The organism is Epilithonimonas hispanica, assembly GCF_003385395.1.
Lineage (GTDB): Bacteria > Bacteroidota > Bacteroidia > Flavobacteriales > Weeksellaceae > Epilithonimonas > Epilithonimonas hispanica.
Genome location: NZ_QNUG01000010.1, coordinates 82,207 through 105,497, shown reverse-complemented (window position 1 = coordinate 105,497; position 23,291 = coordinate 82,207). Strand labels below are relative to the sequence as shown.

21 protein-coding genes and 1 pseudogene are annotated in these 23,291 nt (G+C 33.5%); 12 read left to right on the top strand and 10 right to left on the bottom strand.

Annotated features, from left to right (window positions below; genetic code table 11):
* Positions 1-3: 3 nt before the first annotated feature.
* From DRF58_RS06415 to DRF58_RS19110, 3 genes are all read left to right on the top strand, one after another.
* Positions 4-1,413 carry a carbohydrate porin gene (locus DRF58_RS06415; protein WP_116033983.1) on the top strand — a complete coding sequence of 470 codons (1,410 nt, stop codon included), beginning with the start codon at positions 4-6 and terminating at the stop codon, positions 1,411-1,413.
* 21 nt (positions 1,414-1,434) lie between these two features.
* A complete protein-coding gene (locus tag DRF58_RS06410) occupies positions 1,435-2,286 on the top strand; it encodes a sugar phosphate isomerase/epimerase family protein (RefSeq protein WP_116033981.1) in 852 nt (283 codons plus the stop codon).
* Between the two features lie 315 nt (positions 2,287-2,601).
* Entirely contained in the window at positions 2,602-2,775 is a 174-nt protein-coding gene (locus tag DRF58_RS19110) for a DUF6584 family protein (RefSeq protein ID WP_379883769.1), read from the top strand.
* 222 nt (positions 2,776-2,997) lie between these two features.
* Here the strand turns inward: DRF58_RS19110 and DRF58_RS06400 are convergent.
* The 3 genes and pseudogenes from DRF58_RS06400 to ccoN all read right to left on the bottom strand — a co-directional run bounded on the left by DRF58_RS06400 (position 2,998) and on the right by ccoN (position 8,117).
* Positions 2,998-4,778, bottom strand: a pseudogene (locus DRF58_RS06400) (hypothetical protein).
* Between the two features lie 166 nt (positions 4,779-4,944).
* On the bottom strand, positions 4,945-5,820 hold the full coding sequence (locus DRF58_RS06395) for a cytochrome c (RefSeq protein ID WP_116033978.1): 876 nt from the start codon (positions 5,818-5,820) through the stop codon (positions 4,945-4,947).
* A 17-nt stretch (positions 5,821-5,837) separates the two neighbouring features.
* Entirely contained in the window at positions 5,838-8,117 is a 2,280-nt protein-coding gene (gene ccoN / locus DRF58_RS06390) for a cytochrome-c oxidase, cbb3-type subunit I (protein ID WP_116033976.1), read from the bottom strand.
* A gap of 175 nt (positions 8,118-8,292) precedes the next feature.
* On the opposite strand from ccoN, the gene DRF58_RS06385 reads away from it, so the two are divergent.
* On the top strand, positions 8,293-8,586 hold the full coding sequence (locus DRF58_RS06385) for a helix-turn-helix domain-containing protein (protein ID WP_116033975.1): 294 nt from the start codon (positions 8,293-8,295) through the stop codon (positions 8,584-8,586).
* 3 nt (positions 8,587-8,589) lie between these two features.
* Here the strand turns inward: DRF58_RS06385 and DRF58_RS06380 are convergent, their stop codons facing one another.
* Together DRF58_RS06380 and tatC are read right to left on the bottom strand one after the other, a co-directional pair.
* Entirely contained in the window at positions 8,590-9,285 is a 696-nt protein-coding gene (locus DRF58_RS06380; RefSeq protein ID WP_116033973.1) for a DUF1826 domain-containing protein, read from the bottom strand.
* A gap of 260 nt (positions 9,286-9,545) precedes the next feature.
* Complete coding sequence (gene tatC, locus DRF58_RS06375) at positions 9,546-10,373, bottom strand: twin-arginine translocase subunit TatC (protein WP_116033971.1); 828 nt, start codon at positions 10,371-10,373, stop codon at positions 9,546-9,548.
* 377 nt (positions 10,374-10,750) lie between these two features.
* Here tatC and DRF58_RS06370 point away from each other — a divergent pair, with 377 nt between their 5' ends.
* On the top strand, positions 10,751-11,278 hold the full coding sequence (locus DRF58_RS06370) for a hypothetical protein (protein ID WP_116033970.1): 528 nt from the start codon (positions 10,751-10,753) through the stop codon (positions 11,276-11,278).
* On the top strand, positions 11,229-11,531 hold the full coding sequence (locus tag DRF58_RS06365) for a hypothetical protein (protein WP_116033968.1): 303 nt from the start codon (positions 11,229-11,231) through the stop codon (positions 11,529-11,531). Before DRF58_RS06370 ends, DRF58_RS06365 begins: the two co-directional genes overlap by 50 nt.
* A 15-nt stretch (positions 11,532-11,546) precedes the next feature.
* On the opposite strand, the gene DRF58_RS06360 is transcribed toward DRF58_RS06365, so the two are convergent.
* On the bottom strand, positions 11,547-12,506 hold the full coding sequence (locus DRF58_RS06360; RefSeq protein ID WP_116033966.1) for a KpsF/GutQ family sugar-phosphate isomerase: 960 nt from the start codon (positions 12,504-12,506) through the stop codon (positions 11,547-11,549).
* A 180-nt stretch (positions 12,507-12,686) separates the two neighbouring features.
* Here DRF58_RS06360 and recQ point away from each other — a divergent pair, with 180 nt between their 5' ends.
* From recQ to DRF58_RS06345, 3 genes are all read left to right on the top strand, one after another.
* On the top strand, positions 12,687-14,897 hold the full coding sequence (gene recQ, locus DRF58_RS06355) for a DNA helicase RecQ (RefSeq protein WP_116033965.1): 2,211 nt from the start codon (positions 12,687-12,689) through the stop codon (positions 14,895-14,897).
* Positions 14,898-14,972: 75 nt separating this feature from the next.
* Positions 14,973-16,043 carry a glycosyltransferase gene (locus DRF58_RS06350; protein ID WP_116033963.1) on the top strand — a complete coding sequence of 357 codons (1,071 nt, stop codon included), beginning with the start codon at positions 14,973-14,975 and terminating at the stop codon, positions 16,041-16,043.
* Between the two features lies 1 nt (position 16,044).
* Positions 16,045-16,320: a hypothetical protein gene (locus tag DRF58_RS06345; protein ID WP_116033962.1), complete on the top strand. Its 276-nt coding sequence runs from the start codon at positions 16,045-16,047 to the stop codon at positions 16,318-16,320.
* 13 nt (positions 16,321-16,333) lie between these two features.
* Here DRF58_RS06345 and DRF58_RS06340 read toward each other — a convergent pair whose 3' ends face one another.
* Both DRF58_RS06340 and mnmD read right to left on the bottom strand, forming a co-directional pair.
* On the bottom strand, positions 16,334-16,750 hold the full coding sequence (locus DRF58_RS06340) for an NUDIX domain-containing protein (protein ID WP_116033960.1): 417 nt from the start codon (positions 16,748-16,750) through the stop codon (positions 16,334-16,336).
* Positions 16,751-16,781: 31 nt separating this feature from the next.
* Positions 16,782-17,456: a tRNA (5-methylaminomethyl-2-thiouridine)(34)-methyltransferase MnmD gene (mnmD, locus tag DRF58_RS06335; protein ID WP_116033958.1), complete on the bottom strand. Its 675-nt coding sequence runs from the start codon at positions 17,454-17,456 to the stop codon at positions 16,782-16,784.
* A gap of 84 nt (positions 17,457-17,540) precedes the next feature.
* On the opposite strand from mnmD, the gene DRF58_RS06330 reads away from it, so the two are divergent.
* The 3 genes from DRF58_RS06330 to DRF58_RS06320 all read left to right on the top strand — a co-directional run bounded on the left by DRF58_RS06330 (position 17,541) and on the right by DRF58_RS06320 (position 20,387).
* The gene (locus DRF58_RS06330) at positions 17,541-18,611 is read left to right on the top strand and encodes a branched-chain amino acid aminotransferase (protein ID WP_116033956.1); all 1,071 of its coding nucleotides are present in this window, start codon (positions 17,541-17,543) and stop codon (positions 18,609-18,611) included.
* Positions 18,612-18,758: 147 nt separating this feature from the next.
* Complete coding sequence (locus DRF58_RS06325) at positions 18,759-19,271, top strand: FKBP-type peptidyl-prolyl cis-trans isomerase (protein ID WP_116033954.1); 513 nt, start codon at positions 18,759-18,761, stop codon at positions 19,269-19,271.
* 18 nt (positions 19,272-19,289) lie between these two features.
* On the top strand, positions 19,290-20,387 hold the full coding sequence (locus tag DRF58_RS06320) for a peptidylprolyl isomerase (protein WP_116033952.1): 1,098 nt from the start codon (positions 19,290-19,292) through the stop codon (positions 20,385-20,387).
* Positions 20,388-20,456: 69 nt separating this feature from the next.
* Here DRF58_RS06320 and DRF58_RS06315 read toward each other — a convergent pair whose 3' ends face one another.
* Together DRF58_RS06315 and DRF58_RS06310 are read right to left on the bottom strand one after the other, a co-directional pair.
* Positions 20,457-20,993: a biliverdin-producing heme oxygenase gene (locus DRF58_RS06315; protein ID WP_116033950.1), complete on the bottom strand. Its 537-nt coding sequence runs from the start codon at positions 20,991-20,993 to the stop codon at positions 20,457-20,459.
* Entirely contained in the window at positions 20,974-23,178 is a 2,205-nt protein-coding gene (locus tag DRF58_RS06310) for an ATP-binding protein (protein ID WP_116033949.1), read from the bottom strand. Before DRF58_RS06310 ends, DRF58_RS06315 begins: the two co-directional genes overlap by 20 nt.
* Positions 23,179-23,291: the final 113 nt, after the last annotated feature.

Genomic DNA, 23,291 nt, shown 5'->3' with positions numbered 1-23,291 from the left:
GCTATGAAAACTAAAGTTTTTAAATGTTGCTTTTGGTTATTATTAATCATTAGTCAGATTTTCCACGCTCAAATTGTAATCAAAAACAAGGATTTTTCTTTCGGAACAACAGGAAGAATTGGAGCCGGATATTCTCCGAACGCTGATGGAAAAACAGGACGACAACTGAATCTCAATAACCAAGGTTCTTTAGGCGGAAGAATGGATCAGGGCGATTATGTCGATTTTTTACCGGCTTTTCATTTCACACCAGTTGTGGATGGAGACAGTACAAAAAGCACTAAAATTGATATGCAAGCGAGATTGAGTTTCTATTCCGGCGGAACTTTTTTGGGAAATGTAGATTCAAAATCAAATCAGGGGATGATTATCGCTTTGCCTGAAGCTTTTGTGGAAGCCAGAAATATTATGGGAAGTGATTGGGATGTTTGGGCAGGTTCCAGATGGCTGAGATATGACGATATCCACATTGCTGATTATTTTTATTTTGATGACCACTCGGCGACAGGTTGGGGCGCTAGGCATAAAAACACTAGATTTTCAATGTTTTTTCCTGCGGTGATAGATACAGCTTCAACTAATTCCACACCATATTCTTATACTAACGTTATCAGCGGAACAAAAAATCTGATTTACAGACAGAGAGAAGTTTTTATTTTGGAACAGATTATTCCTTTTAAAAATGATATTCATAAGCTTAAACTTCTTGCCGAATTCCATAACGTGGAAAAATCTGGTGACAATTCTATGGAGCAGTATCCATCGGATAACGGATGGGTTTTAGGTGCAAAACTGAATACAAATTTAAAAACAAAAATTACAGGTTCTTTCAACCAAATATCAATAAGATACGGAAACGGAATTGCCAACGGAGGAGATAGCGGAAATACCCAAACTTGGCGTACTTACGGTGCGCCTGATGAAATTAATAAAACTTATAAGGGCGCCTATTCTTTAACGGCGGTTGAACATATTTTGCTTAATCTTTCCAACAGATGGTCAGTCAACGCTTATGCAGTTTATACCCAAAGCAAAGGTGGTTCAAACAGTAATAATAAAGCAATTGATTATTATCAAAGAGAGATTTTTAACAAGAAATCTGAATTTAATTCAGGTCTTAGAGCTACTTATTATTTTAATAATTGGTTTCACATTCTCTCCGAATTGCATTTTGCTACAAGGAAAGATGGCAATCAAAATACAGCTTCGATGACAAAATTAGTTCTGGCTCCAACTATTGTTCCTACTGCGGAGAGAAGTGTTTGGGCAAGACCTCATATTCGTTTCATTGCAGAAGTTTCAAGATATAATAATCAGGCAATGAACACTCTTTATTCGCCATTTTTACAACAATCTGGTTCCAAAAGATTTGGGACTTATTTTGGAGTGAGGACAGAATGGTGGATTTTCTAATTAAATTTAAAATTAAATACAATGAACGTAAAATTTGGTGCTTCACTGCTATCTTGGATTACTCCGGTTTGGACACCAGAAGCAGGAAAATATGCGATAGAAAAAACAGCAAAAGCGGGTTTTGATTTGATAGAAATCTTACTTCCAACTTCAATGGAATTCAATTCTAAAGAAGTGAAACAACAATTAAAAGATAACAATCTGGACGTCGTTTGCTCTTTGAATCTTCCCAAAGAAGCCCATATTGCTTTTTATCCGGAGGTTGCAGAAAAAATGATAAAACAAGCCATTGATAAAACTTCAGAATTGGAAACTGATTTTTTAGGAGGTGTTCTTCACGGCGGAATCGGCGTTTTTTCAGGAAATCCTTTAACCAATAATGAATCTGAAGTCATTGTTGAAGTCTGGAACAAAGTTGCCGATTATGCCAAAGAAAAAGGCGTTAATATTGGAATTGAACCAATCAACCGTTACGAATCTTATGTTTGTAATACGGCAAAAAATGTGTTGGATTTAATTGAAAAAACAAAGAAAGACAATCTGTTTCTTCATCTCGATACTTTCCATATGAATATTGAAGAGGACAATTTCTACGACCCAATTATTCTTGCGGGCAAAAAACTAAAACACGTCCACATCACAGAATCTCACCGCGGAATGCTTGGCGAAGGAACAGTTAATTGGAATGAACTTTTCAAAGCTTTAAAAGAAATCAATTTTGAAGGAAATCTGGTCTTGGAAAACTTTTCATCATCCATTCCCGGAATGCAGCAGATGGTTTCTCTTTGGCAGAAATCTCCTTATGATGCGGAGGAATTGGCTATAAGAAGCTTGGAGTTTTTGAAGGAAAATAGTTTTCAAAAGACGATGTAAAACTTTATTAATTTATTTTTGATTTTCTATTTGCCACTTACTTGCCTACTTAGCTTTTAGCGACAATTATTAAAGTCATTTTCGAAAAATTATGACAATACAAATAGCACATATCAATGTAAATCTATGCGATAGCCCTTCATCAAAGGGACTATTAGGATGTGAATGGATGATATGGAATGAGGCGAAATGTGCTTGCTTTGAAAATTATTTACTGTAAACATGTAAAAATTTAATCAAAATACTACAGAAACGCCTCGATAATCGGGGCGTTTTTTGTGTTTTTAAGGTCAAAATTATTTAGAATGGAAAAAAATAACCGATGTTTACTTAGTTTTAATTAAAAAAAATATAGGAACTATCTACAGAATAAACGAAGACCTGAAAGCAGGAAGAAAGAAAAAAGCCTGTGATAAGTTGAGAAATCTGATTAATGAATTTCCTGATGATATTTCTTTAAGAGAAAAACTGGGACAAATTTATTTATGATTCGGGATTTAAAGATTAAGCGGAAAGTTTTGGATTTTATCTGAACTTCAGAATTTTTGAAATGAAAATTTTTAATCATTAACGAATTATTTGTTTAATCGATTGATGTTATTTTATCATGAAATATTTTATAAAATAACAGTTGTCATTTGTACTCATAGATTCATGATAGATAACCTAAACAATTGCAGTGTCAATTCAATAGAGGATTTATTTTAAGTCTTAACCTAATAATGTTAACTTAAATTCTTGAAGTTCCTTTTTTATCGTTTCCCTTTCTGGTTGAAAAAAAGATGTATTTTCTAGCAAATCTTCGTAGTAAGCAATTCCATTTAACAGATTTTGTTTGAATGTTTTCCATTTTTTCTGATTAATAGCATTAGAATCTTTGAGTGATTCCTGCATACCTTTTTTTAGATGGTCAACATACATTTTAAGTTCATTGATAAAAATATTAGGACGATACAAATCAGAAAGGATATTAGTATTTCCATAGATATGTTTTGTCATTTCAGAAAGAGACACTTCTTTGTCAAAATAGGCAAGATTGGGTCCTGGGCAAATAACAACGCCTTGCTTTTCACCTTTGATTTCTATGTCATTTTCTAAATAAGCGAATTGGCAAGACCAACACATAAGCAGGCTTTCTCGGTAATTTTATTTTTTCGAATAGAGAATTGCTCTACACTGGCTGTCGATTTTTCTTTTTCCAATGCTTCAAGTTTCAAAGTTTGATATTTTTTTGAAGCAGTGCAAATGCCTTCAGGAGTATATTCTTTACTTAGAGCCAAGAACTTTTTTGGGCAAGAGCTTCCCAGATTATTTTTAATTTCTTTTGATTTCCTCGCCAATTCATTAGAAGTTCCTTTAACCGTGTTGAAAAGAACTCCCAAAGGTGAGAGATTACTTAGGTAAAAGTCATTTTCCTCAGCATTCGCTAGGAGATTCCGGGTTTCTTGGTCTACCGAAGTAGCTTCTGGAACAAGCAAAAATGGTGAACCCCAACCCACGCTGTCCAAACTATAATTAGACAAAAGAAATTGATGTTCTTCCGATGTTCCTACACCGCCTTGAACTGTGATTTTTGTTTCCAATATTTCAGATGGAATGTTTCTGGATTTGGTTTTCAGAGCGTTTGTCATTAATGAATGGGCAGATTCGGTTAACTCATTTTTTCTTTGTTTGAATTCTTCCAAAATTGGTCCTAATAACAAACCTTCAGTAGCAAAAGCGTGACCGCCACAATTCAAGCCGGATTCTATTCTGTATTCGGAGACCCAAAGTCCTTTTTTTGCTAAAAAATTACCCTGAATCATCGCTGAGCGAAAATCACTTACCTTTAGAATAATTTTTTTCTTAATTTGATTATTAATATCTGGATAAAAATCTTCAAACTCTTCGATATAACTGTACAATCTCGGATTAAGGCCTGCGGAAAGTACTACGGAAGAAGATAGTTTGCTGTGAGCGAATCCGCGTAAAGAAGCGTGTGCATCATTATAAATAACAGGCAACTGTTCTTTATTTTTAAAATTATCTTTATCCACTTTTGTCATAATATTGACATCTATAGAACCTGGTTTAAGATGCGTATCAATGAAGTTTTTTAAAGTTGAATTGAGATTGGTTTGACTTAAAAAGCTTTGAAGGTTTGATTTAATTATCGATGTATTGGGCAGAATATCAATAAAATTTTTCAGGGCTTCTTTTTTATGAATTAAATCTTCTTTGAAAGTTTTGAATTTTTCATTAACAATATCATCTACCATGTTGAGATACGCAGTAATTCTTTTAGCACGATGATCTTCGGATTTGATAGAGATATTTGAATAATCGAGGTTGAATTTTTGACTGTAGAAACTGCGCATCTTTTCTGTAATCTCGTCATCTATGATAGAAATTACTGAAGATATACCAAATTGGGCAACGCGAATCGGGCTGTCGATAGTGTAAGCTAGACCCATTACAGGAATATGAAAGCTGTGTAGTGGTTTGTTGAACATTTTTTTAGAAAAGAAATTAATTTTGAACTAATAGATTAGTCAGTAAGATATTTGTGAATTGTAAAAGAGGATAAGATTATCCAAATAATTTTAAAAAATGAACCCATATCAAATTTCAATTTAATATGAGTTCAAACGAGTAAAATAAGGCTTTATATTATCGTAATTATTCCTGCCAATGTGCTTCCTCTCCTTGTGGTGCTGCACCGCCTTGAGCTTCTGTAATTGGAGATTTTTCTTGATTGATGTGATAGATGTAAGCGGCAACTTTTTCTGCATCTCTTCCTGTAATAACGCCATCTTTGATGAAAGGTCGCATCGTAGGATTGTTAGGTGACCCGTTTTCTAACATCCAGAAAACATTTTTGAAAAGACTTTTCTGTTTGATATTAATCCACTTTTTGTCTGTAAGATTTGGACCAATTCCACCTTTTCCTGCATCTGAATGACAGGAAACACAATTCGTTTTAAATATTTGCTCACCTTCTGCGATATTTTCTGCATTGTAAGTCGCTGTTTCTAGATCTATTGCAGGTGCCGTTTTTTCATATTCTTTAATTGAGGCCAATTGGAATTTGGCTTCGTCTTGATATTCAACATCAGGATGTGCATAATCTGTAAAGGCAAAAGCAAATAAGTAAACAACACAAGATGCAATGGTAAAATAAAATAATCCTAACCACCATTTTGGAAGCTGATTGTCAAGCTCTGTAATGCCATCAAAACCGTGATCGATTAGGATTTCTTTTTCTTCTTTAGCTGACTGTTTTTTGAAAGCCGAATCCCAAAGTTTTTTAAAATAAGGAATTGATTTCTCTTTTAGATATTCTTGTTTTTCTTCGTCGGATAAAAGTTTGAAATTAGCATTTTCCACAAGATCTCCTATAGAGTTCATAATGAATAAAAGAAGGATTACAACTACAATTAGTCCCCAAAATAATGGAGTCAGTAGATAATTGGAGTCATCGGACATTTCAAAAACAATGAATATAGAAATTACAGCAGCAACGATGTATATAGAAATTGGAGTTCTAGTTTTCATTTCGATTAATTTTCAGATTATTCTACGCTTGCAGTTTTGATTTCAGTAGTTTTGATGTCGGTTCCTAGTCTTTGTAGATAAGCAATCATAGCAATGATTTCTCTTTGTTCAAGCGGTACAAAATCATTTCCTTTTGCTTGCTTTTCTTGCTCCATTTGGTCTTTTAAATCTGCAGCTTCAGAAAAGATTCTTTTAACAATTCCTTTGGCTTGATTGTCTGCCCAATGATTTGCAGAATCGATTTCAGCTTTTTTGTACGGAATGTCAAAACTATTTTTCATTAATAATAATTTATTTACCATTTGGGAGCGATCCAATTTGTTAGTAATTAACCAAGGAAAGCGTGGCATAATAGAACCTGCCGAAGTTATTCTTGGATTGTACATATGTTTGAAATGCCAAGAATCAGGATTTCTTTGACCTTCACGATGAAGATCTGGACCTGTTCTTTTTGATCCCCATAAAAAAGGTCTGTCATAGACAAATTCTCCTGCTTTAGAATATTGTCCGTTTTTACCGTCAAACCGCATCACCTCATCACGGAAAGGTCTGATCATCTGAGAGTGGCAGGAGTTGCAGCCCTCGCGCACATAAAGATCCCGACCTTCCAGTTCAAGAGGCGAATATGGTTTTACGGCTGATATTTGTGGTACATTACTTTGTAGAGTAAGAGTTGGAACAATTTCTACGATTCCGCCAATCGCAATGGCAACAAATGCTAGAACAGATAAAAGATGTGGTGTTCTTTCCAACCAAAGATGGAAGCCTTCTCCTTGTTTTCTAGATGTATTGACATTAGCCAAAGCTGGAGCTTCTGCGGGAACATTTTTTTGAAATGAACCAGCTTTAATTGTCTTATAAACATTGACAACCATCAATATTGCTCCACCTAGATAAAATAATCCGCCTAAAAATCTCATTTTGAAATAGGGTAGAATAGCAGTAACAGTATCCAACCAGTTTTTGTAAACTAAAGTTCCATCCGGATTGAATTGTTTCCACATCAAACCTTGAGTAAATCCTGCTAAATACATTGGAACAGCGTAGAAAATAATTCCTAAAGTTCCCAACCAAAAATGCCAATTAGCGAGTTTTTTTGACCAAATCTCAGTTTTCCACATTACAGGAACCAAGTAATAAATAACTCCAAATGCCATAAATCCGTTCCAACCCAATGCGCCCAAATGAACGTGTCCAATTACCCAATCTGTATAATGACCTATCTTGTTTAATGATTTTGTTGCCAAAAGTGGCCCTTCGAATGTTGCCATACCATAACAAGTTACAGCGACAACAAAGAATTTGAGGATAGGTTCTTCTCTTACTTTATCCCAAGCGCCTCTTAATGTTAAAAGTCCGTTGAGCATTCCTCCCCAAGAAGGTGCAATCAGCATAATTGAGAATCCCGTTCCAACTGCTTGAGCCCAAGCTGGCAAAGCTGTATATTGTAAGTGGTGTGGTCCTGCCCAGAGATAAACAAAAATCAATGACCAAAAGTGGATAATTGATAATTTATAAGAAAATACAGGACGATCTGCTGCCTTAGGTAAGAAATAATACATCAATCCTAAAACTGGTGTCGTCAAAACAAATGCAACCGCATTATGACCGTACCACCATTGTACCAAAGCATCTTTTACGCCTGCGTAAGCTGAATAGGATTTCCAACTTGTGAATGATAAAGGAACTTCTAAATTATTGAAAATATGAAGCATTGCAACAGCAATCCAAGTTCCAATGTAAAACCAAATAGCCACATATAAATGTCTAACTCTTCGTTTCAGAATTGTTCCAAACATATTGATTCCGAAAATTACCCAAGAGATTGTAATCAGAATATCTATTGGCCACTCGTGTTCCGCATATTCTTTTGATGTATTGATTCCCATTAAAAATGTGATGACTACAGCAATAATCATCAATTGCCAACTCCAGAAATGAATCCAAGATAATGTATCGCTGTACATTCTAGTTTTCAAAAGTCTTTGCATACTGTAATAAGCACCGCAGAAAAAAGAATTACATACAAAAGCGAAAATCACAGCACTTGTGTGCAACATTCTGATTCTACCGAATCCCATTGCACCTTGAGAATTAATCAATCCTTGGATATTACCACTTCTCAAACTTTGAATCGTTGTATCATCTGTTCCAAAGAAAAACTCCGGCAATTCCGGATAAAACAACATCAGAGCTGCTGTAAGCCCCAAGATAAAACCAATAATTCCAAATGCTACGGTCGCATAGAGAAATGCTCTGACAATATTATTGTCATAATTAAACTTTTGTGTCTCCATATATACGTTTTGAGGTCGATAATAATTTTATTTCGATGAGCTTTTTAGGATGCTCTATTGATGGAAATAAATATCATAGTCCCGTTTTATATTTTGACAAAGGTATTTTGTAGCTTTGTGTACTGCTAATAGATTTACTTCTAAACTATACCGAAAACTACTAAAAATCAAAGCGATGGAATTGTGTGGAAAAAATATCAGAAAAATAAGAAGAGATAAGGACTTTACTCAGGAATATATGGCTTTTGAAATGGGAATTTCACAGAAAGCCTATTCGGATATTGAGAATTCTAAAGTCAAAATCAATCTTGATATTTTGACTAAAGTTTCAGCTATATTAGATATAAAACCTTCAGATATCTGCAGTATCTCAGACCAATGTGGAGGAGGTCATTATGAGACTAAATATAATGAGTTACTTGACTTTATGAAGAAAAATAATATTTCTGTTCCGGAAGATTTATTGTAGTTTTTAACAAATTAAAAGAAGTCTATATTCTCCCTCATTTTCTTTAGGCGCTCGATGGATACACGGTAAGACTTCTTGTTGCGGATTGTCAACGGCTAATCTCCAAAGATGACCTAAACCTAGATTAATAGGCTTTGCATCTGGCATTGGTTGATAATGTAAATCAAAATAATATTCCTCCAAAAAAGTTTCAAATTCCTCTTCCGGTCCATTATGCAATTCTTGAAGCTTTTCTCGAATCTCGGGAATCAAAATTTGTTGAATTGCCTGTTCGTTTGGTAAAATATCACTTGCAGCTCCATAATAAGTACATAAAAATGTACTTGTCGGAATAGGCGAACGATCGACGTGATAAGAATAAACATCTGTTGAAATGAAATCGAGTTCTTCATCCCGATCATAGCTTTTAAGCAAATTGAGCGAAGGTGAAGCTCCAGAATCGGATAATAATTTTAAATCATTTAGAATAATTTCTCTAGCAATTTGACCATTTTTAGATAATTGAAGAGACAGAAGATCTTCAATACTAACTTCTGTAATATTATCTTTTAAGTGCAGTTTGTAAACAATCTCTTTAAAATCTCCTTCCAAATTTCTATCCCAACAAATGGCATTGGTTGACCCTTTAAAATTATTGTTTATAAGTTCAGGGAAAGTAGAAACTATTTTGATTTGGGTGTTGTCAGAAAAGTTATTCATAGGAACATGAAACGTCTAATTACTTAAATACAAAAATAAAGAATTCTTTTAAGTTGATTTTATCCAGTTTTTAGCTATTATATTTCTAAGAAATAACATTTACGTTATTTGAAAATTACTGGTTTTATAATTGTAATATTACTTTGTTTTAAAAATTTAGATTATTATACTGCATATATAATCTTCCCGTTCTTAGTAACACTCAAAAGTAGAGTTTTTTGTTAATATTTCTGTTTGTATCGTAAACCATCAAAAACTAATTATATTTTCGTAATATCTTTACTCTGATTCTTTTTCTGCATCTTTTTATAGATAACGTTCGACATTATCACGCTTATTTCATATAAAAGGACTAATGGCAATGCCGCAGCCATCATACTTAGAACATCTGCAGGCGTGATGATTGCAGCAACCACCATAATCAAAACAATGGCGTGTCGTCTATAAGTACGTAAGAATTGAGGTGTTAAAATCCCAATCGATGTCAAGATGTAAACTGCAATAGGAAAAAGAAATACAACACCCATCCCCATTGTGACTTGCAGGAAAAGAGTAGTGTAATCCGATAAATCAAATAGCTGAACGATATTATCTGAAACTTTGAATAACAATCCAAAATTAATAGCGAAAGGGAGAATCAGAAAATAACCGGTCAAAACTCCAGTCATAAAAAGTATCCAAATGGCGTTGATGTAGAAAATAGAATTCTTCTTTTCATTAGGCATCAATGCTGGACTGATGAATTTCCAAATTTCCCAAACAATATAAGGAAAAGCTAGAACCAATCCAGAGAAAATAGAAACGGCCATCATTACATTGAATTGTTGGAACAACTGCTTCTGTTGTACGCTGAACTGTGCAGGTAAAACGAAGCTGTCATTACCTGTAAGTGCTCTAGAATAATGGTTGACAATTCTGAAAGTTAAAAAATCATTTCTTGTAGGACCAAAAAAAATATGATCCATCACCCAATTGATATTGAAACCTACAATTACTGCTAAAATTACAATTGCTAAAATAGATCGTACAAGATGGGATCTTAGTTCTCCAATATGCCCAAGAAAGGACATTTCTTTTTCTTCACTCATATTTAGATTATAGAAAAAAATCAATGGCACAAATTTAAGCAATTTTTTTGCCTTAGAAGTACTTAAAAAAATCAATTATTTTATGTCATGATTGATGTGTTTTAAGTATTTATTTACTTAATATTAAATATTGTCTCAAATTGATGTTTTTTTTTATTCTGACAATGTGTTCTGGAATAATTTTGTTTCTTGCGACCCGAAAGTTATTATTGTTAATAATAAGATTTTATCAACGATATAGACTTTCAGGTCTTTCAAAAATTGAGTTGTTTTTTTAATTTTCGAAAACTATTTTCACAGTTAATCATTGTCAAAATTGAAAGTTTATTCGATTTTACGTAATTGTTTAGTTATGTGGATAGGGATTTTTATGTTATATGATGAATAGATATTTTATAAAGTATTCTTTTATTTTCTTCTTTGGGTATTTTTCTGCTCAGGTGGGAATTCAAACTTCTCAAGTTTCACCATCTGCTATATTAGAAATTAATACTTCAGATTTAGCTGTTGGAAGCAAAAAAGGTTTTTTACCACCTAGAGTAGCTCTCTTAAGTAATACAGATGTCGCAACAATACCTTCTCCTGCGACTGGTTTGTTTGTTTACAATACTGCACATGCAGGAACTTTTCCTAATAATGTTTTAGCTAATAGGTATTACTTTTGGAATGGTAAAAATTGGTTGGATTTAAGTTTAACTTCTTCATTAGAAGGTTATCTTGCAAATAGAATTTTGAGTTTGAATTCTACATCTACGCAAACCTTTACTTATAATGGTATCAATACAACTAGTGGTGCTAATGGAGGTATAGCGGTAAGTTTTGCAGATCCAGACATTGTTTATAATACAGGTTCTATTGCAACGAAATCTGGGAAAGACTTCAGGATCAATATTTCAGGTTTGTAAATCTCAAAATAACGGAACTACTTGGACAGCGGTCTTTGGGACAGTACTACCATTCGATAATGGGATAACCAATGAAGTACAAACCGTTATTATGCCAAGAGTAATTTTAAATTTTGCTGTTAATGATTTGATTCGAATTGTGATGAATAAACCAGGCGGAACTTCAACACCAAATTATGGTTCTAATTCTGGCGTAGTTTCTAAAGCTACTAATGATATTACAAAGCTTATAAGAATTAGAAGGATTAATTAGAAGTGTCTTGTTCTTCTAATTAATCCCCTCATCTAGCAATTTGTGGATATCTATAATACCATAATACTGATTTTCATCTGTAACAACCAATTGTCCGATATTATAATCTTTTAAAATTTGCATTGCTTCTTTTGCGAGTTTATTTTTATCAATAGTTTTAGGATTTTTACTAATGATGTCTGAAGCTTTGACTTTGGAGATATCATCTTGATTAAGAAGCATTCTTCTGATATCTCCATCGGTAATTACACCAAGGATTTTTTCATTTTCCACAACAACAGTAATACCATGTTTTGAACCGCTCACAGAAATGATGACATCTCTAATTGAGCTTTCGGTACTGATTTCTGGCTTGTTTGTAGAAACGAATTGTTCCACTTTTGCAGTTAGGTTTTTACCAAGACTTCCGCCTGGGTGAAACTTAGCAAAATCAATATCTTTAAAATCTTTAAGCTCCATCAAGCAAACTGCTAAAGCATCGCCAAGAGCCATTTGGACTGTTGTAGAGCTAGTTGGAGCTAGTTTATTAGGGCATGCTTCTTTTTCAACATGGGTATTCAAAATAATATCTGCGGCTTTCCCTAGTTTACTTTCAGGATTTCCAGTCATAGCAATCAAGGCGGTAGAATATTCCTTCAAAAATGGTAAAAGATTTACAATTTCTGGTGAGTTTCCAGAGTAGGAAATGCATAGAACAACATCTTGTTTTTGGATGACTCCCAAATCGCCGTGGATAGCTTCTGCTGCATGAAGAAACTGAGATGGAGTGCCTGTGGAATTGAGAGTAGCGACTATTTTATTTGCAACGTGAGCAGACTTTCCAATACCAACAACTATTAATTTTCCCTTGACTTCATTAATTGTAAGGACGGATTTTATAAAGCTGTCACTTAGTCTGTTACGTAGGTTTTTTAGTTCGTTTATTTCTATATCTAGCGCTTGGTGCGCATTAAACAGAATGTCTTTTGAATCCAAAACTTTAAAATGTTTAATTATTTTTTTTAATAGTATTAATTTTGTATCTTCACTTCAATAATTTGAAATCACAGAAATGAAGTTTTAGGCTTCATTTTTTTATCTAAAATAGTTAAAAAATTTATTCTCTAAATTTGCACAACTTTATTAAAGCGCAAATTTAGCAAACAATATCAAAGGATGGATACAAAAGACATCAACTTATCTGCCGAACTCAAAAAATATTTTGGATTTTCTAAATTCAAAGGGCAACAGGAACAGATCATAACAGAACTATTAGAAGGAAAAGATATATTTGTTTTGATGCCTACTGGTGGAGGTAAATCCTTGTGTTACCAATTGCCGGCACTTATTTCGGAAGGAACAGCAATTGTTGTTTCTCCATTAATTGCTTTGATGAAAAATCAGGTTGATGCTGTAAATGGTTTGTCTTCCGATGAAGGTGTTGCTCACGTTCTTAATTCCTCTCTCAATAAGTCTCAGACCAAACAGGTGATGGATGACATTACTGCTGGAAAAACAAAATTGCTATATGTTGCTCCGGAATCTCTCATCAAAGAAGAATATCTCGAATTTTTAAAAGCAGTTAAAATTTCCTTTGTTGCAATAGATGAAGCACACTGTATCTCGGAATGGGGACATGATTTTCGCCCAGAGTATAGAAACTTAAAAGGGATTATAGATAAAATTGCAGATGTTCCCGTGATTGCGTTGACTGCGACTGCTACACCAAAAGTTCAGGATGATATTCAGAAAACTTTGGGAATGAATAATGCTTTGGTTTTCAAGGAAAGTTTCAATAGATCTAATTTGTTTTATGAAATCAGACCAAAAGTTAACGTTGATAAAGAAATAGTCAAATTCATCAATCAACATAAAGGAGAATCCGGAATTGTTTACTGTCTTAGTCGAAGAAAAGTAGAGGAGTTTGCTCAGCTGTTGCAGGTTAATGGTGTTAATGCGTTGCCTTATCACGCTGGTTTGGATCAGAAAACAAGAGTTTCTCATCAGGACAAATTTCTAATGGAGGAGGCAGATGTGATTGTTGCAACGATTGCCTTTGGGATGGGAATTGACAAACCAGATGTAAGATTTGTAATTCATTACGATATTCCAAAATCTTTGGAAAGTTATTATCAGGAAACTGGTCGTGCAGGTAGAGATGGAGGAGAAGGTTATTGTTTAGCTTTCTATGATCCAAAAGATATTGAAAAGTTAGAAAAATTCTTGGCTCAAAAACCTGTTTCTGAAAGAGAAATTGGGCTTCAACTTCTGAATGAAGTTGTTGGTTATGCAGAAACATCGATGAGTAGAAGACAATATCTACTTTATTACTTTGGAGAAATCTTTGATCCAATCAACGGAGAGGGTGCAAAAATGTGCGACAACTCTCAGAATCCTCCAACTTTGAAAGATGCTACTGCAGACCTTAAAAAGGTTTTGGAAATGATAAAAGTTTTAGGTGAAAAATTCAAAACCAAAGATTTGATTTCTGTAATTGCAGGAAAAGAATCTGCTGTTACTAAGTCTTATAAATTAGAACAAACAGAGTATTTTGGATTTGGAAAATCTGAAAGTGACAATTATTGGAAATCTATTATCAGACAGGCGACTGTTCAGGATTATTTGAAAAAAGATATAGAAACTTATGGGGTTTTAAAAATTTCAGAGAAGGGACAAGCCGTAATTAATGGTAAATCTAAAGAACCTTTCCAAATAGCCGAAGACAGAGAATATGATCTTTCACAAATCAAATCAAAATCTGATAGCGATCAAGCTCAGGTGCAAGCTGGCGGTGGTTTGGATCAAGAATTATTCAATCAGTTAAAAGAGCTTCGTAAAACTGTGGCAAAAAAACACGGTATACCGCCTTACACTGTTTTTATGGATCCAAGTCTTGAGGATATGACTGTTCAGTATCCTATTTCTGTGGAGGAAGTGGCGAAGATTTATGGTGTAGGTGAAGGGAAGGCTAAAAAATATGGTAAAGAGTTTGCCGATTTCATCAAAAAATATGTTGAAGAAAACAATATAGAAAGGACTCAGGATATGGTAATAAAACAAGTGGCGAATAAATCTAGCCACAAGGTTTTTATTATTCAAAATACAGATAAAAAAATAGATCTTGAAGATATTGCAAAAGCGAAAAATCTATCCATGATAGAGCTTCTTTCAGAAATGGAAAGTATTATCTATCAGGGTACAAAATTGAATATCAATTATTATATTGAGGAAAACTTTGATGAAGACATCGTTGATGAGTTTATGGATTTTATGAAAAACTCCGAAAGTGATAGTATGAAAACGCTTCTTGCAGAATATGGTGATGATTTAACTGATGAAGAAGTTAGAATTCTTAGGATTAAATTCATTAGTGACGTTGCTAATTAAAATATAAAAATGTTGGAAAAATTTCCAACATTTTTATTTATAGGATTTCCCATTTTGGTTTTGTAATTTTAACTTATGAAAAAATCAATCATTTTCATATTGCCCGATTTGGAAACTGGAGGAGCAGAACGCATTGTGACAACCATTGCAAACCATCTTCCAAGAGACCGATTTTCTCCGTCAATTCTTTTATTGAGAAAAGAAGGTGCTTATCTTGATTTTTTGAAATCCGATGTTGAGATTATTGACATTCAAACGCCTAGAATCAGAAATTCTCTTAAACCAATTCTTCTGGAAATCAAACGAAGAAAACCAGATATTGTGTTTTCTGGTTTTGGAGAAGTGAATGCTTATTTGTCATTATTTATAAGATTATTTCCGAAAACCAAATTTATTGCAAGAGAAACTAATGTTGTTTCGCAACACGTTACCAGAAAGGAAATTCGTTTTTTCTACAAATTTTATAATGGTTATGACAGAATCATTGCTCAGAGTGATGATATGCAACACGACCTTGGCAAAAATTTTGGAATCAAGAAAAAGAAACTGGTGAAAATCAATAATCCTGTTGATATCAGTTTCATCGAAGAAAAACTGAACGAATCAGAACGTCCAATCGAATTTTCTCATCAACACAAAAATGTAGTTGCAATTGGGAATCTGTCTGCAAGAAAAGGATTTGATAATCTTTTGAAAGTTTTTTCAAGACTTAAAAATCAAAATATTTTGCTCCACATTCTTGGTGACGGAAAAGACAAGGAAATGCTTTTGCAGATGAAAGAAATGCTTGGATTGGAACATGTCGTTTTCCACGGCAAGAAAAGTAATCCTTATCAATATCTCAAATATGCCGATTTGTTTATTCTATCCTCGCGCTACGAAGGTTTTCCCAATGTTCTTCTGGAAGCAGGAGCTTGCGGAATCTATTCTTTAGCAAACAATTGTCCTGGCGGAATTGATGAAATCATCCTCGATCAAATCAATGGTGAAATAGCAAATATTGAGGATTATGATGCGTTTGCTGAAAAAATAAAACACGCTGTTCATAAAAACAGTAACAAAGAGAATATCAAAGAATCTATCAAAAACAGGTTTTCCAAAGATATTATTCTCCAGAAATACGAAGACCTTCTTTGGGATTTATGATATGAAAGATATTACAATTAATATCCTACTTTCTTACTTGCATCTAAAACTTGATTTTGAAAAGATTCAAGTAGTTGATTTTTGGGAAGCTGATCTTTGTGCGATTGGTTTTACAAATAATTTTAAAGATAAATTAATTTACATATCAAGTTTTCAGAAAGAACAGAATCAATTCTATGTTGAAGTAGAAATGGTAAATGGTTTAGAAAAAAATAAAATTTTTGAAAGTTCAACAAATAAAGAGATTGAAAAACTTCTAATTTCTTTTTTATATTAAAAATTCCTGAATATTAATTCAGAAATTTTTGTTTTGCTATGTCGAAAACGCGTTTGTCAATGGGCAGTGGAAAAGGATTTTCTCCTTCCAACGGAATCCATTCTGTCTTTTCTATACAAGGGTCTAAGATTAGTAAATCTTCTTCATTTAGGATTTCCGCCAAATAATAAATCGTAATTAATTGTTCATTATCTCGGAATCTGGAAACCAAAAAATCATCTTGAGTATAAAAGTGTTCCTTGATTTCAATCTCAAGATTCAGTTCTTCTTGAAACTCTCTTTTGAGACATTCTAAGGTGCTTTCTCCAAATTCCAATCCGCCTCCGGGTAATTTTAAAAGATGGTCTCCGGCATATTCTTCGTGAAGTGCGAGTACTTTGTTGTCTTTTATGCAAAGCGCATACACACGAATGTTGATTTTGTCTATCATAGATGTGATTTGAATGTTCAATTTAAGTAAATTATTTTTTCCAAGCAATTAGCATTTCTCTTTTTCCGGGTGGGCCTTGTCTTTTCTCAACTTCGAAGCCTAATTCTATCAAGGCTCGTCTCATGCTTCCTTTGGATGAATAAGTTGTCAGTAATCCTCCGGTTTTCATTTTGGATGCCACGATTTCAAATATTTCCTTTTCCCAAAGATCTGGCTGAACTCTAGCTCCAAAACAATCGAAATAAACCAAATCGATAGGAGGTAAATCCATGTTTTTTATATTGAAAAAGTCATCTTTTATCTTTTTAAGATGAAAATTAACATCTAGTTCAACTAATTTTTCCCATTCTATTTTGTGGATTTCTAGAGACAAATCTTTGATAATTTGGTTCGGAAATAATTCAGAATAAGACAATTCTGATGCTTCTTCAAAAAAAATCGGATATTTTTCTATCCCAAAATAGTTGATTTTACGATTTTTGTTATTTTTCAAATATTCATCAAATGTTACCAAAACGTTAAGACCTGTTCCGAAACCCAACTCTAAAATATTAATTTCGCAATAATTTATTAAATTAAGTCCGTTTTTGATAAATACGTGTATTGCTTCTTGTAAAGCACCATGTTTTGAATGGTAAGTTTCTTCTAAATCATTGATTAAAAGTGTTTTGCTTCCATCTTGTGTTTTGATTAATTGTCTTTTCAAAGTATTTTTTTTTCAAATTTAACATAAATTTTGATTTATAAAAAATTATTATATATTTGTAATACCTCAACAAAAAATTAAAAAATGATAATTCAAAAATCTACCAACCCAAGAATTTCAAACTTCGATCCTAATAATTTTTCATTCGGAAACGTATTCATAGATCATATGATAATTTGCGAATATGAGAATGGAAAATGGGGGGAGGTGCAACTTGTTCCTTATGGTCCAATAGGATTTACCCCTGCAATGATGGGGGTTAATTACGGACAAGCGTGTTTTGAAGGAATGAAAGCTTATAAGGATAAAGACGGTCAAGTCTTCCTTTTTCGTCCAGAAAAGAACTTTGAACGTATTAACAAATCCGCAAAAAGATTAGCAATTCCTGAGATTTCCGAAGAGATATTCTTAGAAGGCTTGAAAGCTTTGGTGGATATAGATAGAGATTGGATTCCTTATGGAGAAGGAACTTCTTTATATCTAAGACCATTGCTTTTTGCAACAGAAGAAGCGCTTAAAGCAAGGATTTCTGAAAAATATATGTTTGCGATTGTAGCTACTCCAGCCAAGAGTTATTATACGGCTCCAGTTTCTGTAAAGATTTCTGATCATTATTCCAGAGCTGCAAGTGGAGGCGTTGGTGCTGCAAAAGCTGCAGGAAATTACGCTGCGTCTTTCTATCCTACACAATTAGCCATAGAAGAAGGTTATGATCAGATTATCTGGACAGATGATTGCTCTCACGAATATTTTGAAGAGAGTGGAACGATGAATGTTTTTGTAAGAATCAATGATACTATCTATACTCCTAGTACTTCGGATAAAATTCTAGACGGTGTTACAAGAGATAGTTTTATAAAATTAGCCGAAAAAAGAGGGATTAATTTAGTAATCGGAGATGTGAAAGTTTCTGATGTTATAGAAGCTCAAAAGAATGGAACTTTGAAAGAAGTTTGGGGCGTGGGAACTGCCGTAGTAACTAGTATTTTTGAAGCGTTAGGATATCAAGGAGAGCGTCTTGAGTTACCAAAACTTTCTGATGAGGAGAGCTTTGCAGTACAACTGAAAAATGACCTTGTTAACATCCAAACCAATCAAGCTGAAGATCCTTTTGGATGGAGAGTGTTGGTTGAAGAAAATGTCTATAGCATATAGGATTAAATAAAAAGTAAATTGAAAAATGAAAACCGGAAATTAATCTTCCGGTTTTTGTTTTTGATAACAATTAAGTCTTTGAAAATCCTTAATTTCGCAAAAGTTTTTTGAAATCTATTTTGATTTTTTTAAACCTTAATTAAAATTATGAAAAAAATATTTGGTTTACTATCTTTTATGCTAATCATTTCTTGTGCTAAACAAACTCCAGTGCATTACTCGGACGAGCAATATATGTCTGAGAATGAAATGGAAGTTTCTAAAAATAGAACCAAGGAGCTTAATAATTTGGAGAGAACTCAGATTCAAGATTGGATCAATTCTCAGGAAGTGAAATATTATCCAATGGGAATAAACTATTGGGTTAATATCGAAGGTTTGGAGAAGCTCTCACGTAAAAACAATGGAGAAAAAGTATCTTACCAATACGATATCTACGATTTTGATAGAACCAAACTATATGATACTCCAATAGAAAATAATAATGTAGAGTTTGGACATTTCAAGGAGATAGATGCTGTGGAAGATGTCATCAGATACCTTAAAAAAGGAGAAGAAGCAGAAATATTAGTTCCTTCTGTTTTGGCTTACGGAACTTATGGTGATAATAAAAAAATCACGAATGATATGCCTCTCATTATTAAAGTAAAAGTATTATAACCAACGATATTATAAACTATGAAGAAAATTATAGCACTTTCTATAACATTATTAACATTATTAAATTGTAAAACATTGGAAATAGACAAAGAAGTTTATAAAAGTCTGCCAGACGGGCTTTATGGAAATTTTGTAACAAGCAAAGGAGAGATTTTAGTTAAATTCGAGGATGAGAAATCTCCGGTAACTGTAGCTAACTTCGTAGGCTTAGCAGAAGGTAAAATCGAAAACAAAGCAAAGAAAAAAGGAGAACCATTTTATGATGGAACTATTTTTCACAGAGTGATTAAGGATTTTATGATCCAAGGTGGAGATCCTCAAGGAACAGGAATGGGAGATCCAGGATACAAATTTGCTGACGAGAAAAATGACCTTCAACATACAGGTAAAGGAATCTTGTCTATGGCTAACTCTGGACCTAATACCAACGGTTCTCAGTTCTTCATCACAGAGGTTGCAACGCCTTGGTTGGATGGTAGACATACGATCTTCGGAAAAGTAGTGGGTAGTACAGCGACGATTGACTCTATTGCTGCTGTAGAAAAAGGAGCTCAGGACAAGCCTAAAACGGATGTTGTTTTAACTAAGGTAGCTGTTTTCGGTAAAGGTGATGCTTACAAACATTACGATGCTGCTAAAATCTTTGCAGAAGGAAAAGATAAAATCGAAGAAAAAAACAAAGCTTATTTAGCAAAAGCTGAAGAAGAAAAGAAAAGAAAGGAAGAAGAATTCAAAGCTAACCAACAAAAATTGGTTGATGATATGAAAGCAGGAATGCAATCTACGCCTTCTGGATTATTCTATAAAATAACAAAAGCATCTACTGGAGCAGCTCCAACTGCAGGACAAACCGTAGCGGTTCATTACGCTGGTAAATTGGTAAATGGAGATGAGTTTGACAACTCTTTCAAGAGAGGACAACCTATCGATATTCCAATTGGAGTTGGACAGGTTATTAAAGGTTGGGACGAAGGAATCATGCTTCTTAAAGAAGGTGAAACTGCAACTTTGTTAATCCCACCAGCTTTAGGTTACGGAGAAAGAGGAGCTGGAGGTGTTATTCCACCAAATGCGTGGTTAGTTTTCGATGTAGAATTGGTTAAGATTGGAGGTTAATTCCAATATTTGACTTAAGCATAAAAAAGGAGTGAAATTAATTTTTCACTCCTTTTTTATACTAAAAATTTATGCTAATAATTGATAAGCTTTTTTAGCTCCAGTTACGCAAGCTTCGTAATGTTCTTCTGTGATTTTTTCATCAATAATAGATTTGAATTCCTGCCAAAACGGACCAGTTTTCTCTCCATAAACTCCAAAATAATTGAATTCTACATTCTCGAATTCAGGGTTTCTTTTTAGTTGTTTTGCGATAACATTTCCACCCAAAGTAGAGCCTTCCATTACGTACAAGGCGCCAAAAGCTTCTGCTTCATTTTCTAGATTTTGTGTTGGTGCTTCTGATTCTGTTTCGATATTAAGATTATTCAAATCAATTTTAAGTGCATTGATTTTACTTCTAAGATCTAATTTCAATTCAGTGTAGTTTTTTAATTGCTCTTGGATTTGAGGTTCGTATCTGCTGATTAATTGATAATTGTGAATTAATAAAGTTTTATAGTCTTCCAACGTATAAGACTTGTCAAAAATCTTCTGAGATTGTAATTTCGCTTCTGTGTCGTCGTGTTGTTGTTTGGTTTGTTCTTTAAGAAATACTGAAATCATAATCAGGTTTTTGAAATTTTAATATAAACGTTGTTCCTTTTCCACTCTCGCTTTCATAGCTTATCTGTCCACCCATTTTCTCCATCAGATGATGAACGATATTCAACCCCACGCCGTTTCCTTTGAAGGATTTGGCATTACTCATTCGGCTGAATATTTTGAACATTTTATCTTCATCTTGTTTATCAATGCCAATCCCATTGTCAGAAATCTTGTAAATAACTTCGTATTCATCAACTTCTCCAATGATTCTTACTTTGGGTTTTAGAGATTTTGAAGAATATTTAATAGCATTACCAATCACGTTTCCAAAGACTTGGTAAACCATCGTTGGATCTCCTAAAACTTCCGGTGTATTTTCAATAATGACTTCCGTATTCGGTGAATCAAAGCTTATTTTGGAGTCTTCTGCCAATTGATTAATTAAAGAATTGACTTCTATGCTTTTAAGCTCTATCTCTGATTTTTTGATTTTACTAAGTTCCAAAACATTCTTAATCATATCACTCATAGAATCTACCTGAGTAATGATTGTATTGAGAAATTGAGAAGATTTTTCCTCCGGATCAAAACTTCGTTTCATCAATTGAGCATTCAATTTTATGACGGTCAGAGGTGTATTGAGGTCGTGAGAAATCGTGTATGAAAAAGAATCTAATTCTGCGTTCAGTTCTTTTAATTGATTGTTAAGATCTTGGATCTGAGAGGACTTGGTATGAGATGCTTTTAAGATTACGGAAGTGATCCATTTTGCAGATTCTATTTCCTTGATTTTCCAAGGAATAGAAGTATCTTTCACATACTCTTTCCAAACTTCGAAAGATGTTCTTGGAGAGAATTTGATAATTTCTACACCATCTTTAATTTCAGAGACAGTTCCTTTTTCTGGTTTTCCTGCCCATTTTATTTTTTGATTTTGTTCTTTCCTTAACCAAATCAGCATATCAGAAGTCTTACTTGCTAATACGCTAATGATAATTCCACAGCTTAATTCAGAATTGTCCAGCTCCAGATTACTTGTTTTACAAAAAGTATTGGATATGAAAATATTCTCCTCAAAGTCTTGCTCATTATCTTTGCTCCACTGGATGATTTTCTGTATGTCAGAATGATTGGGAACATTGCCGTGGGTTAATATCTCGTTATTAATTTTGATAATCATTCCTTCGGCGTAACAAGTGTTCATAATATCATCGATATTATCTTTCAGTGATTTTTCAAAATGATCTTCATTCAAGAGATTTTGACGAAGCGATATATTATTAAGATTGATTCTTTGATATTCTTCCAAAGTTTCCAAAGCTCTGTAAGAACCATAAGCATTTGCAGATGTTCTGGTAAGAGTTTCCACTAGTAATCTGGACTGTAAATCGAGATGTTTTGGCTCAGCATTTTGACAAGCTACCAATCCCCACAATTGTCCGTTGACAATGATAGACGTACTGAAACTAGATTCTACACCTGCGTTCTTAAGATACTGACGATGAATAGGTGATGATGATCTCGTAACGCTATAAGTCAAATCGATTTCTTCTTTTTGAACACCGAAAATAGGATAGGTTTTCCCAGAAACGTGAGATGTAATTCTGACAGTGTTTTTAAGATAAAGAGCTCTTGCCTGAGCCGGAATGTCAGATTCTGGATAATGGAGATGAAGATAACTTTCCAAACCTGGTTTTACAGATTCTTCAATCACTTCGCCACTTCCATCATACAGAAATTGATAAATCATTGCACGATCAAAATCTATAATTTCCTGAATCTCTTTCAAAAGAACTTTCCAGATATTCTCATCATTAGAATTTTTCAGAATATTCTGAACAGCCTGGTACTCTTTGTTGATTTTATGGTTTGGTTTTACTTTCTCTATTTCGTAAAAGGTAAAGCCATTATTACTATGAATTGACAGCGTATAATCTTCTTTCCCGAAAGTTATATGTTGTATCGCAAGTTCTTGATTATTAGAAAAGTTATCCCAATTGATGTCAAGCTTTAATTCATCAAATAAAACTTCAACACTTTGTCCTATAATCGACTTGGAATCGAGAGAAAAAAACTCCAAAATATTCTCACTGTAGAACGTAATTTTGGAATCTTTTGTTCCAATTAGATATCCATATTCCTGGACTTCTCCACAGATATGAATAGGTTCTTGGTCACAATTGATATATTCCTTTGGATACATAATAAGTTATTAATTTAATATATCTTTTGTGTTTTGCTAAGTAAAGATAAAAATAAAAATTAACTAATGTTAATTATATTTAGATATTGATACTTGTATTAAAAATTTATTGT